Origin of the sequence: Corallococcus sp. EGB (assembly GCF_019968905.1) — a bacterium.
In the GTDB taxonomy this organism is placed as follows: domain Bacteria; phylum Myxococcota; class Myxococcia; order Myxococcales; family Myxococcaceae; genus Corallococcus.
In genome coordinates this window covers 5,313,330-5,327,491 of sequence record NZ_CP079946.1, presented here as the reverse complement: position 1 = coordinate 5,327,491, position 14,162 = coordinate 5,313,330, and the positions used below count along the sequence as shown (strand labels likewise).

Sequence of the window (14,162 nt, the reverse complement as noted above, 5' to 3'; positions counted from 1 at the left end):
GACCGGAAACTGCTTGGACTACCAGCTGATTGCGTCGAGGTAGACCGTTCCGTTCCACGCGCCCGTCGTCTGGAACTCCACGCCCAGCTGGTAGAGCGGGGTGGTGGAGCCGGAGGGCAACTTCACGGTGATGGCATTCCAGGTGCCGGCCTTGAGGCTGCTGGCGGCGATCCAGTTGCCCGTCCAACGCCAGTTCGCGGACGCACCCTCCAGCGTGTAGGGCTGGACGCCGGTGATGCTGCTGCCGGTGGGCAGCCACAGCTGGAACGTCACCGTCTTGCCGGACGGCACGGCCGCGTTGGACACGGCCACCGTGCCGTTGCCGGACGTGCCGTTGAAGGGCACGGCCAGTGAGCGGGTGCCCGCGTAGGCCTTGGAAGTGGTGGTGCTCACGGCGGACAGCGCGTCGCCGCTGGCGCTCCAACCCTGCGCGCTGGACTCGAAGCCGTACTTCGACGGATCGGCTGGTGTGCCCGCGTCGGTGGAGCCCGTGCCGCCGTCAGTGCCGGCATCCGGACGCGTGCCGCCGTCCACGCCACCATCGGGGCGCGTGCCACCATCGACACCGCCGTCGGTGCCCGCGTCGACGGGCGGGGTGCCGGCGTCCACGGTGCCTCCGTCGGTGGAGCCGCCGCCCGGGGGCGGAAGGGTGGTGCCGGCCGCGGGCAGCGTGAGGCCTCCCGCGTTGAGGAACACGCCCGCGCGCTGCTTCAGGTACGGCTGGCCATCGGTGGACTGGTCGTTCTGGTAGGAGCTCTGGCCGCCCGCGCCCGCGCCGTACAACAGGGCGACGACGCCCACGTTGGCGAACTTGCGCCGGTGCGCATCACCGCTCGCGCCGAAGAAGTACTCGGTGCGGTTGTCCTTGTAGCCCTGGCGCGGGCCGCCGTTGTTGTAGACGTTGAGGTGGTTGGAGTTGCCCAGCGGGATCTGCCAGAGCATCCAGCGCTTGCCAGTGGTCTGGTTCCAGAGGCGCAGCCACTCCGCGTAGCGGTTGTACGAGCGCGACGTGAGGGACGCCGTGTCGCTCATGTCCCACGCGTGATCCGCGCCCTGCGTGAGCCGGTAGTAGTCCGCGTCGCGGTCCAGCGGGTCGCCCACGAGCACGTCGTAGGTGGCGCCGGTGACGTTGGCGCCCAGGCCCAGCGGGTTGAGGAAGGTGACGACCTTGTCCACCTCCGGCTGGAGCGGATCCGTCAGCGAGTTGAACGCGATGTCCTTGCCGCTGGCCCACGCGGAGATGTGCAGGCCCAGCACGACGTTGTTCGCACCCATGGCCTTGCGCAGTTGGAGGAAAGCCAGGCTCCATCCGGCGACGGTATTGGGCAGGCCCGCAAGCTCCGGCATCCCCGTGGATGCGACGGCCGCGGGGGCGTTGGGGTTGGAGGCCGTCTGGAACTGGAGGAAGCCCACCGCGTCCGGCTCAACGTGGAGGATGACCGGGCTGCCGAAGGCCTTCGCGCGCTGGAGGAGCAGCTTCACGTCCTCGAAGTAGGAGCGCATGGTGCTGGCGTTCTTCAGCTTCGCCAGCGTCTCCTGCTCGCCGCCGCCCGGCTCACCGAAGAGCTGGTAGTAGGTGACGACGGGGACGAAGCCCTGCGCCTTCGTCTCCGTGAAGAAGCTGGCGGCCCAGCTGCCATCGTGGGCGCCGTAGCCCCAGTTGTCCGCCCAGCCCTTGGTGAAATAGCGGTATCTCGCGTCCCACGGCACGCCGCTGTCCCGCATCCAGCTCTGACCGGCCTCCTCGAAGAGGCCCACCATCAGGCGGTTCTGGAAGGCCGGGGGCACGGGCCCTTGCACACCCGTGGCGGCCTGGGCGGAGAGCGCCCCGAGACACGTCAGCGTCAGCAGCGCCGTGAAGGCGCGTCGGATGGTGTTGGTCATGGGAGCGCTAGTACGCTCCGGCGCCCCTAGTCCTTCCGGGTTCGTCCCCACGCGCCCCCGGCCGTCCGCCCCCCGGGCACGCCGCCGGGGGCTCCCCGGGCGGCTATGCGACCGAGCTACGGGGCGCGATCGCCTCGACGCGTCGCAGGCACGCGGTGAGGTGCCGCGCCATCGTCTCGACGTTCGGCGGTTCGATCATCGTCTGGTGGTTGCCGGGCACGGGCAGCACCTCCAGCCCGTGCTTCACGAGGCCCTGCCACGGCTGCTCCGGATGCAGCGGATGGGGCGGCACGTGCACCTGGGCCTTCAGGTACGTGGCGGCGCCCTCGTAGGGAACGGGCTCGTAGCTGAAGAGGGCGCGCATGTGGGCCTTCCAGACGTCCAGGAAGATCTCCAGGTCACGCAGCGAGTAGGACTCCGGCACCGTCGCGCCCTCGCGCGCCTGGCGCAGCACCTCCTTCATCTGCTCGTGCGGAGGCATCTCGCGCAAAGGCTGCGCGAGCGTTTCGTCGCCGAAAATGGCCGCGAGGAGCGCGGCGTCGTCCTCGAATCGCGTGGGCATCTGGCCGGGGCCCGGCGTGTCGAGGAAGACCAGCAGCGCAGGCGGGATGCCCAGCTTCAACATGCGCTGGGCCATCTCGTAGACGATGGTGCCGCCCATGGAGAGGCCCACGAGGTAGTAGGGCCCCTGGGGCTGCCATTGGAGCAAGGCGCTCAAGTGCTGCGACGCGAGGGCTTCGATGCTCGTGAGAGGTGGGCACTCACCGTTCACGCCCGGAGCCTGGAAGCCGTACACGGTGCGGTCGGGACCGAGTGACCGCACGAGGTCCTGGTAGCAGAACACCGTGCCGCCCACCGGGTGCATGCACCACAGCGGAGGCAGGTCGGCGCGTCCCTCCTGGAGCCGCACGATGCCTTCGGGGAGCGCGGGGCCCTGTGAAGGCACGGGTGCATCCGGCGTGAGCCTCGCCTGGATCCACTGGGCCAGCGCGGCGACCGTCGGGCTCTGGAAGAGGACCTGGAGCGGGACCTTGAAGGGGAAGTGCTCCGACAGCTTGGACACGAGCTGCGCCGCGAGCAGCGAGTGGCCGCCCAGATCGAAGAAGCTCGCGGTGACGCTGATGACCTTGCGCCCCAGGACCTCCGCCCAGATGTCCGCGATCTGCTGCTCCAACGGCGTGCGAGGCATCACGCCCGCCTCCTCCGCGTCCGTGCCGTCGGAAGGACGGGGCAGGGCGCGGCGGTCCACCTTGCCGTTCGCGTTGAGGGGCATCGCGTCCATCAGCACGAACGCGGAGGGGACCATGTGGCTGGGGAGCGAAGCGTGGACGTGGGCGCGCAGGTCGCTTGCGGTCACGGTGTCGCGGAAGGTGACGTAGGAGACGAGGCGCTTGTCCCCGGGGGAGTCCTCGCGCACAAGGACGAGGGCTTCGCGCACGGCCGGGTGCTGGCGCAGGACGGCTTCGATTTCGCCGGGCTCGATGCGGAAACCACGGACCTTGACCTGATGGTCTCGGCGCCCCACGAAGTCGAAGACACCGTCGTGCCGCTGACGGACGAGGTCTCCGGTGCGGTAGAGCCGTGCACCCGGGGTGGAAGCGAAGGGGTGGGGGATGAAGGCGGCAGCGGTGAGGTCAGGCCGCTCCCAGTAGCCCCAGGCGAGGCCGTCCCCGCCGACGAACAGCTCACCGACGATGCCTGGGGGCACCGGGTGCAGGTGCGCATCCAGCACGTAGGCCGTGCTGTTGGACACCGGGTGGCCGATGGGCACCGTGCCGGTGACGGGCTCCGTGACGAGGCGCCACGTGCTGAACGTGGTGTTCTCCGTGGGACCGTAGACGTGCACCAACCTTCGGGGCCCACCATGAGCCAGCAGCCGGTTCACGCAGGCCGGGTCCGAGGCCTCGCCACCGAAGAGGAGCGTGGACAGGCCATTGAACGCCGTGGGCTCCATCCGGGTGACGTGGTTGAAGAGCGCCGTGGTGAGGAACAGGGCGGTGATGCGTTCGTCGCGCAGACCCCGGGCGAGTGTCGCCGGGTCGATGACGTCCTCCTTGGAGAAGAGGACGAGCGTGGCGCCGTTGAGCAGCGCGCCCCACACCTCGAAGGTCGAGGCGTCGAAGGACACCGTCGCCGCCTGGGCCACGCGGTCCTCCGGACCGAAGGAGATGTAGTCCGGATCCATCACCAGCCGCATCACGGCTTGATGCGGAACGCAGACCCCCTTGGGCCGGCCCGTGGAGCCGGACGTGTAGATGACGTAGGCGGGCTCCTGGGGGTGGAAGCGCGCCGGGTCGTACGGCGAGCCGGAGTGCGCAGTGGCTTCCAAAGCATCGACGCGGATGCATCCAACGCTGTCGGAGGAGAACCGACTGGAGGTAACCGTGCTCGTGATGATCCGATGCACCTTCGCATCGGAGATCATGAGGGCAAGGCGATCCGCGGGGTAGTCGGGGTCCAAGGGCACGTAGGCGCCACCGGCCTTGAGGATGGCGACCAGCGACACGATGAGGTCAATGGAGCGGGGAAGGCACACGCCCACGCGGGGCGCATCCGGTCCGACCCCCTGCTCCTTGAGCGTCCACGCGAGCCGGTTGGCGCGGGCATCCAGCTCCGCGTAGGTGAGCGCCTGGGCTCCATGGCGCACGGCGATGGCATCCGGACGTGTGGCCGCCTGGGCTTCGAAGGCCTGCACCAGCGAGAGGTCTCGCGGATAGGGCCGCGCAGAGTCGTTCCACGCGGTGAGGACCTGCTGGCGTTCCGCATCGGAGAGCCAGGGCAGGTCATGGATGGCCGTGTCGGGTTGATGCAGTGCCCCTTCGAGGATGCGCCGGAAGTGATCCGTCATCCGCTCGAGGGTGCGGGGCTCGAACAGCGACGTCGCATACTCGAACGTGCCACTGAGGCCATCCGGGGTTTCGGTCAGCGCCAGGGTGAGGTCGAACTTGGACGTCGGGGTCTGAAACTCCAGGGCCTGCACGTGGAGGCCCGGGAGCTGGGGCGGTGAGCCGGGGGCGTTCTGCAAGGTGAACATCACCTGCACCAGTGGTCCGTGGCTCAGGGCGCGTTCGACATGCAGCTCCTCCACGAGCTTTTCGAACGGCAGCTCCTGATGCGCGTATGCCCCCAGGGCGCGGTCACGCACCTGCCGCAGCACTTCGCGGAAGGACGCGCCGTCGCGCAGATGGGCACGCAAGGGCAGCGTGTTGACGAAGAAACCGATGAGTCCTTCCACCTCCTCGCGGGTGCGGTTGGCGATGGGCGTTCCGACGATGAAGTCCCGCTGTCCGCTGTAGCGGGACAGCAGCAACTGGAAGCCCGCCATCAACGTCATGAACAGCGTGGCCCCTTCCTGTCGGCCCAGGCCTGACAGTGCGTCGAGCACGGTGCGCGGGAGGGTGAACTCATGGGTCGCGCCCGCGAACTGCTGCACGGTGGGACGGGGATGGTCCGTGGGCAGCTCCAGGACCTGCGGCGCGTCCGCGAGCTGCCCCTTCCAGAAGTCGAGCTGCCGCTGGAGCACGTCCCCCTGAAGCCACTGGCGCTGCCACGCCGCGAAGTCCGCGTACTGCACGGGCAGGGCCGCCAGCTCCGAGGCCCGCCCTTCGTGACGTGCTTCGTATTCCGCGGACAGCTCGCGGTAGAGCACGCCCATCGACCAACCGTCGGACACGATGTGATGCAGGTTGAGCAGCAGCACATGGTGATTCGAGTCCTCACACACCAGCAGCGCGCGGAACAGCGGCCCCTCCGCGAGGTCGAAGGGAGTCTCCGCCTCCTCGCGCAGCAGGGCCTCCGCCTCATCCCGGGAGGAGGCCTCGACACGGCGGAGGGACACAGCCAGGTGGGGCAGGATGCGCTGCTCGGGGACGCCTTCGCCGGGGAACACCGTGCGCAGGGAGGCATGCCGGTCCACCAGCGCCTGAAGGGCGTGCGCCATCGCGTCCACGTCCAGCGGGCCTTCCAGCCGCAGCGTCATGGGCATGTTGTACGCGGCCCGGTCCGAGTGGAACTGGTTGAGGAACCAGAGCCGCTCCTGCGCGAAGGACAGGGGCGGCGAACCCTCACCGTGCCAGGGCTGGAGCGCGGGAACGGCTCCCGCCGCGTCTTGCATGCGGCCCTCCAGCGCGCCTGCCATGCCCTCAATGGTCGGGAACTCGAAGAGCGTCCGCACGGGGACGGGGATGCCCAGCACCTGCGACGCACGGGAGACGATTTGTGTGGCCAGCAGGGAGTGCCCACCGAGGTCGAAGAAGTTCGCATCGACGGGGATGTGGGCCCGGTTCAGCACCGCGCACCAGATGGCGCTCAACGTCTGCTCCAGCGCGGTCAGCGTCCGCGTCCCGGTCGTCGGCGCTGCTTCGCCCTCGGGCATCGGCAGCGCGCGGCGGTCCACCTTCCCATTGGGTGTCATGGGCATTGCGTCCATCAGCACGAACGCGGATGGGACCATGTGGCTGGGGAGCGAAGCGTGGACGTGGGCGCGCAGGTCGCTTGCGGTCACGGTGTCGCGGAAGGTGACGTAGGAGACGAGGCGCTTGTCCCCGGGTGAGTCCTCGCGCACGAGGACGAGGGCTTCGCGCACGGCTGGGTGCTGGCGCAGGACGGCTTCGATTTCGCCGGGCTCGATGCGGAAGCCACGGACCTTGACCTGGTGGTCTCGGCGCCCCACGAAGTCGAAGGCACCGTCGTGCCGCTGACGGACGAGGTCTCCGGTGCGGTAGAGCCGTGCACCCGGGGTGGAAGCGAAGGGATGGGGGATGAAGGCGGCAGCGGTGAGGTCGGGCCGTTCCCAGTAGCCCCAGGCGAGGCCGTCCCCGCCGACGAACAGCTCACCGACGATGCCTGGGGGCACCGGGTGCAGGTGCGCATCCAGCACGTAGGCCGTGCTGTTGGACACCGGGTGGCCGATGGGCACCGTCACCGCATCGGGGTCGACGTGTGTCGGAGAGAACCACGTGCTGTATGCGGAGTTCTCCGTGGGGCCGTAGGCGTGAACCAGATGCTCTGGCGCACTGTGGGCGAGAAGCGCGCGGATGCACGCCGGGTCCGCGGCTTCGCCACCGAACAGGAGCCACCGCAGTCCCTTCAGCAACGACGCGTCAGTGCGCGCGACGTGGTTGAGGAGCGCCGTGGTGAGGAACAGGACCGAGATGCCTTCCTCACGGACCCGCCGCGCGAGCACCGTGGGCTCGATGACCTCTTCCTTCGACAGCAGGACGAGCGTCGCGCCGTTGAGCAGGGCGCTCCACAGCTCGAACGTCGAGGCATCGAAGGCGACCGTGGACGTCTGCGCGATGCGGTCCTCGGGACGGAGCTGGATGAAGTCCGGGTCGAGGACCAGGCGCGCGACGCCCCGATGCGGGATGCACACGCCCTTGGGCCGGCCCGTGGACCCGGACGTGTAGATGATGTGCGCCACGTCATCGCCCGTGCACGCATCCGGAGGCGCGTGGCGCCCCAGCCCCGCGGGCAGCGCATCCATCCGAAGGACCGTCCACGGACCCGCGGGGACCTGCTCCGCGAACTCCGAGGCACTGACGACCGCGACGAGCCGCGCATCGGTGGCCATGAAGGCAAGCCGGTCCGCTGGGTAGTCCGGATCCAGTGGCACGTAGGCGCCACCGGCCTTGAGGATGGCGACGAGCGACACGACCAGATCAATCGACCGTGGCAGGCACACGCCGACACGCGGCGCATCCCGTCCGACGCCCCGGGCCTTGAGGGCCCACGCGAGCACATTGGCGCGAGCGTCCAGCTCCGCATAGGTGAGCGCCTGGGAACCGTGGCGCACGGCGATGGCCTCCGGGCGCGTGGCCACCTGCGTGTTGAACGCCTGCACGAGGGAGGCTTCGCGCGGGTAGGGCCGCGCGGTATCGTTCCATGTCGTGAGGACCTGATGCCGCTCCGCTTCGGAGAGCCAGGGCAGGGCATGGGAGGCCACATCCGGCTGGTTGAGCGCGCCCGCCAGCAATTGGTGGAAGTGGCCCGCCATCCGTTCGATGGTGCGAGGCTCGAACAGCGCGCTCGCGTATTCGAGGACGCCCGAGAGTCCGTCGCCGGTCTCCTCCAGCATCAAGCTGAGGTCGAACTTGGAGGTCAGGAGCGGCAGGTCCAGCGACTGGACCTGGAGGCCCGGGAGCTGCGGCAACGTGCCGGGCGCATTCTGCAGCGCGAACATCACCTGCACCAGCGGTCCGTGGCTCAGGGCGCGTTCGACGTGCAGCTCCTCCACGAGCTTTTCGAACGGCAGCTCCTGGTGCGCGTACGCGCCCAGGGCCCGGTCCCGCACCTCTCGCAGCACCTCGCGGAAGGACGCGCCGTCGCGCAGATGGGCCCGCAGCGGCAACGTGTTGACGAAGAAGCCGATGAGACCTTCCAGCTCCTCTCGCGTGCGGTTGGCGATGGGCGTACCGACGATGAAGTCCCGCTGCCCGCTGTAGCGCGATAGCAGCAGTTGGAAGCCCGCCATCAGCGTCATGTAGAGCGTGGCCCCTTCTTCACGGGCCAGGGCCTCCAGCGACTGACGCAACGCGGAGGGCAACGTGAACCGGAACGAGGCGCCGTCGAACCGCTGCACCGCGGGGCGCGGCCGGTCCGTGGGCAGCTCCAGGACCTGCGGCGCGTCCGCGAGCTGTCCCTTCCAGAAATCAAGCTGCTCCTGGAGCACGTCGCCCTGGAGCCACTGGCGCTGCCACGCCGCGTAGTCCGCGTACTGCACGGGCAGCGGAGCCAGCGGCGACGACTCGCCCCGAAGACGCGCGCTGTATTCAGCGGACAGCTCCCGGTAGAGCACGCCCAGCGACCAGCCATCGGACACGATGTGGTGCAGGTTGAGCACCAGCACCGAGCACGTGCCTTCGAGCCGGAGCAGGAGCGCCCGGAACAGGGGCCCCTGTGCAAGGTCGAAGGCCCGGTCCGCCTCCTGCCGCAATCGGGACTGGACCCGTGACTCCCCTGGCTCACGTGCGTCGAGTTGCTCGATCTCCAGCGCGAGGACCGGCGACCCGGCGATGTGCTGCGTGGGGCGCTCACCCTGCGGGAAGGTGGTGCGGAGGGACTCGTGCCGCAGCACGAGCGCTTCGAGACTGGCGCGCAGCACCTCGACGTCCAGGGGGCCATCGATGCGCAGGGCCAGGGGCATGCTGTAGACGCCGGATGCGTCGTGAAGCTGGCTCAGGAACCACAGCCGCTCCTGCGCGAAGGACAGCGGGAGCGGTTCGGGTCCGCGAGGCGCCACGGGGATGCGCGAGTCCTCCCGCGGGCCCTGCGCGAGCAGGCCCTCCACGATGCGGACAAACGCCTCCAGGCGCGGTGCTTCAAAGAGCGCACGCACGGGAAGCGACACGCCCAGGGCCTCCCGCACACGGGACACCACCTGCGTGGCCAGCAGCGAATGGCCGCCCAGGTCGAAGAAGTGCGAGTGCGCTCCCACCTTGCGCCCGCCCAGCACGGCCGACCAGATGGCGGCGAGCCGTGCTTCGAGCGGGTTCCGGGGCGCGATGAAGTCCTCGGTCGCTGAGGCTTCGGGGACGGGCAGTGCGCGCCGGTCGATCTTCCCGTTGGGCGTGAGGGGCAGCGACTCCAGCACGACGAACGCGGAGGGCACCATGTGGCCCGGGAGTCGTGTCTGGAGGAACTCCCGGAGCACCGCCTCCGTGACCTCCGTGGCCGCGACGTAGGCCACGAGCCGGCGGTCGCCGGGCGTGTCCTCGCGCAGCATCACGAGCACCTCCCGCACGGCAGGGTGCTGCCGAAGGGCTGCTTCCACTTCGCCCAACTCGATGCGGAAGCCACGCAGCTTGATCTGGTGGTCTCGGCGGCCCACGTACTCCAGGACGCCGTCCGCGCGCTGCCTGACCAGGTCTCCGGTGCGGTAGAGCCGAGCGCCGGGCGTGTCGCTGAAGGGGTGCGGGATGAACTTCTCCGCCGTGAGGCTGGACCGCTCCCAATATCCGAGCGCCAGTCCATCTCCGCCCACGAACAATTCCCCCACGACGCCCGGAGGCACCACGTGCAGCCGGGCATCGAGCACATACGCCGTGCTGTTCGCGAGCGGTCCGCCGATGGGCACGGACTCGACGCCCGCGTGAGGCACCCGGTGCCACGTGCTGAACGACGTGTTCTCCGTGGGCCCGTACCCGTTGATCAACGCCGTGGGCCCTCCGTGAGACAGCACCGCGTTGACGCTGGCGACGTCCGCGGCCTCGCCGCCGAAGATCATCCAGGCCAGGTGGCGGAAGGCCTCGGGCCGCGAGCGGGCGACGTGGTTGAACAACGCCGTGGCCAGCACCATGTGCGTGATGCGCTCTTCCTCGAGCCTGCGCGCCAGGACGTCCGGGTCGATGATCTCGTCCTTGGTGAACAGGACCAGCGTGGCCCCGTTGAGCAGCGCGCCCCAGATCTCCAGCGTGGACAGGTCGAACGCGATGGTCGTGGACTGCGCCATCCGGTCGCCGGGCCCCAGGAGCACGTAGTCCGGGTTGAGCACCAGCCGCACCACGCCCTGGTGCGGGATGCACACGCCCTTGGGCCGGCCCGTGGATCCGGAGGTGTAGATGATGTGCGCCAGATCCACCGGCATCACGGGTTCGGCCGCGGGCCCTTCCTTGGCATCACACGGCACATCCAGGCACACGGGCGTCCATGACCCCGGAGGCAGCTCGGATGCCAGCGCTTCATGCGTGACGATGGCCACCAGCCGCGCATCGGTGGCCATGAAGGCGAGCCGTTCGGCCGGATGTTCCGGATCCAGCGGGACGTACGCGCCGCCGGCCTTGAGGATGGCCAACAGCGACACGATGAGGTCGATGGACCGCGGCAGGCACACGCCCACCTGCGGCGTGCGCCGTCCCACGCCGAGCGTCCGCAGCCGCCGGGCCAGCCGCTCCGCCCGCGCATCCAGCTCCGCATAGGTGAGCGTCACCGGCCCATGGCTCACGGCGATGACACCGGGACGCTGCGCGACCTGGAGCGCGAAGGTGTCCACGATGGACAGGTCCGAAGGATAGGGCCGCGCGGACGCGTTCCAGTCGCGGAGAGCGCGCCGCTGCTCCACGTCCGACAGGAAGAGGGCATCCCCGGTGATTCGCTCCGGCGCTTCGACGAAGCATCGCAGTACCTGGAGGTAGTGCTCCGTCAGGCGCTTGATGGTGACCGCATCGAACAGCGCCGTGGCGTATTCGAGCGTGCCCGCGAGCGCGTCACCGGATTCCTCCAGCGCGAGGAACAGGTCGAACTTGGACGTGCGCGTGTCCAGCGTCAGCGGGGTGACGGTGACGTCCGGGAACTCGAGCCGCGACGCGGGCGCGTTCTGGAGCGCGAACAGCACCTGGATGAGGGGCGTCCGGCTCGCGTCGCGTTCGACCTGGAGCGCGTCGACCAGCTTCTCGAAGGGCAGGTGTTGATGCGCATACGCCCCCAGCGCGTGGTCCCGCACCTGCGCGAGCAACTGGAGGAACGAAGGCTCACCCTCGAAGCGCGCCCGGATGGGCAGCGTGTTGACGAAGAAGCCGATGAGCCCTTCCAGTTCCTTGCGCGTGCGGTTCGCGATGGGCGTGCCCACCACGAAGTCGCGCTGTCCGCTGTAGCGCGACAGCAGCACCTGGAACCCGGTGAGCAGGGCCATGAACAACGTGGCCCCTTCCCGTCGGGCCAGCCCCTCCAGTGCGCGGAGGAGCGGGGCGGGGACCGTGAAGCGATGGATGGCGCCCTCGAAGCGCTGCGCCGCGGGACGCGGACGGTCGGTGGGCAGCTCCAGCACGTGTGACACGCCCGCGAGCTGCCGCTCCCAGAAGCCCAGCTCCCGCTGGAGCACGTCGCCCTGGAGCCACTGGCGCTGCCACGCCGCGTAGTCGGGATACTGGAGGGGCAGGGGCGCCAGTTCCGTGCTCGCGCCCCGGTACGCCGTGGACAGCTCCTGATACAGCACGCCGAAGGACCAACCGTCGGACACGATGTGATGCAGGTTGAGCACCAGCACGTGCTGCTGCTCCGCCTCTCGGATGAGCAGCGCGCGGATCAACGGACCCCGGGCCAGGTCGAACGGCCGCTCCGCTTCATGCTGCATGCGTGCGAGCGTCTCATCCGCGCAGCTGGCCTCGGCGCGCTCCAGCGTCACGGGCACGCGCGCGGCAACGTGCTGAAGGGCGGTGCCCTCACCCGGGAAGGTGGTGCGCAGCGACTCATGCCGGTTCACCACGGCCTGGAGCGCCTCCTCCAGCGCGGCGGGGTCCAGGGGCCCTTCCAGGCGGAACGCGAACGGCAGCGAGTACAGCGCGGACCCCGGCATCCACTGATCCAGGAACCACAGCCGCTGTTGCGCGAATGACAACTGTTCCCGTATGGCGTCCGTGCACGGAGGGATGGGGGCCTCGGCGCGCCCGGCGGTGGGCGCGGCTGCTTCCAGCGCGGCGGCGAAGTCCCGGAGGATGGGGTTCGCGAACAGCAAGCGCAGCGAGACAGGCCGCTGGAGCACGTCGCTCAGTCGGCCCATGGCCTGCGTGGCCAGGAGGGATTGGCCACCCAGCTCGAAGAAGTTCGCCGTGGCGCTGACCGCGTCCACGCGCAGCACCTCCGCCCAGACTCGCGCCAGGGTCTGTTCCAGGGCGGTCTCCGGCGCGACGAAGTCCTCGCCAGCGCCGGCGTACTCGCGCGGATCCGGCAGGGCCTTGCGCTCCACCTTGCCGTTGGGTGCGAGCGGCATCGCGTCCAGGACGACAAGGGCCGAGGGCACCATGTGCGCGGGCAGCAGTCCCTTCAGATGGGTCCGCAGCGCCGGCGCTGTCAGGGGGATGGAGGCCGTCACGTACCCCACGAGCCGCCGGTCTCCCGGCGCGTCCTCGCGCACCATCACCACGGCCTCCTTCACGGAGGCGTGCTGGCGCAGCGCTGCTTCGATTTCACCGGGCTCGATGCGGAAGCCGCGCACCTTGACCTGCTGGTCGGCGCGCCCCACGAAGTCCACCGCGCCGTCCTCGAGCCGCCGCACCAGGTCCCCCGTGCGGTACATGCGCGCGCCGGGTTCCGTGCTGAAGGGATCCGGCAGGAACCGCTCGGCGGTGAGCTCCGGACGCGACCAGTAGCCCCACGCGACGCCGCTGCCTCCCGTGTACAGCTCGCCCACCGCGCCCACCGGCAGCTCGCGGCCCTGCGCGTCCAGCACGTACATCCGCGTGCCGGAGATGGCGTGGCCAATGGGCACGGGCGCGGACCCGAGCGGCGCGCGCAGGGGCTGACAGCTCGTGAAGGCCGAGTTCTCCGTGGGGCCGTAGCAGTTGACGAGGTGCGCCCGTGGCAGCAGCTCCAGCGCCCGGCGCGCGTGGGGCAGCGACATCACCTCGCCGCCCGTGAGCAGTTGCCGCAGCGTCTGCGTGCCCGGCAGGCCCCGGTCCACCAGCGTGTTGAACAGGCCCGTGGTGAGGAACGCCGTCGTCACGCGCTCCACGCGCAGGAAGTCCCCCAGCTCGTCCAGCGCGGAGGCTCCGGGCGAGAACACCGCCAGGCAGCCCCCGTTGAGCAGCGCGCCCCAGAGCTCGAAGGTGGACGCGTCGAAGGCCACCGGCGACAGCTGCAACAGCACCTCATCCGGGCCCAGCCGCGCGTAGTTCGGGTCGAGCACCATCCGCAGCACGCCCCGGTGGGGCACGCACACGCCCTTGGGCCGGCCCGTGGAGCCGGACGTGAAGATGACGTAGGCGAGGTCGTCCTCCACGACGTCGCGAGCGACGGGCCCGTCACCGAAGTCCGCCACGGCCCGCGCGTCCGCATCCAGCCGGAGCGTGTGCCAGTCGCCGGAGGGCAGCCGCGACGCCAGCCCGGCGCGCGTAACGATGATCCGCACGCGCGAGTCCGTGGCCATGAAGGCGAGCCGCTCCGAGGGGTACTCCGGATCCAACGGGACGTAGGCACCCCCGGCCTTGAGGATGCCCACCAGCGTGACGATGAGGTCCACCGAGCGCGGCAGACACACGCCCACCTGGGGCCGTTCGCGGCCCACGCCTTGCGCCTTCAACCAGCCCGCGATCCGGTTCGCTCGCGCATCCAGCTCCGCGTAGGTGAGCTGCTCTCCGTCACAGCGGACGGCGACGGCCTGGGGACGAAGCGCGGCCTGGAGCTCGAAGGCATCAGCGATGGTTCGAGGCGCCAGACCCCGAGAGGACACGGGGACGTCGACGGTGTCGGTCATGTCGACGCGCCACCCCCGACAAAGGGGGAGAATTCAGGGCCGCCCGGGGGTGTACAGGCGGCTCAAACAAGGGGGGCGCGTGTCTCGAATT

General features: G+C 69.8%; 2 protein-coding genes. Both read right to left on the bottom strand.

The annotated features are described in order from the left end of the window. Window positions 1–18: 18 nt before the first annotated feature. Entirely contained in the window at window positions 19–1,884 is a 1,866-nt protein-coding gene (locus KYK13_RS21925) for a hypothetical protein (RefSeq protein ID WP_223632547.1), read from the bottom strand. A gap of 103 nt (window positions 1,885–1,987) precedes the next feature. Continuing rightward, window positions 1,988–14,071, bottom strand: coding sequence for a non-ribosomal peptide synthetase (locus tag KYK13_RS21920; RefSeq protein WP_223632535.1), 12,084 nt, complete (start codon window positions 14,069–14,071; stop codon window positions 1,988–1,990). Window positions 14,072–14,162: the final 91 nt, after the last annotated feature.

Excerpts from the sequence above, each read along its gene's own strand:
- KYK13_RS21925 (WP_223632547.1), bottom strand. The coding sequence starts at position 1,884 with ATGACCAACACCATCCGACGCGCCTTCACGGCGCTGCTGACGCTGACG.
- KYK13_RS21920 (WP_223632535.1), bottom strand. The coding sequence starts at position 14,071 with ATGACCGACACCGTCGACGTCCCCGTGTCCTCTCGGGGTCTGGCGCCT.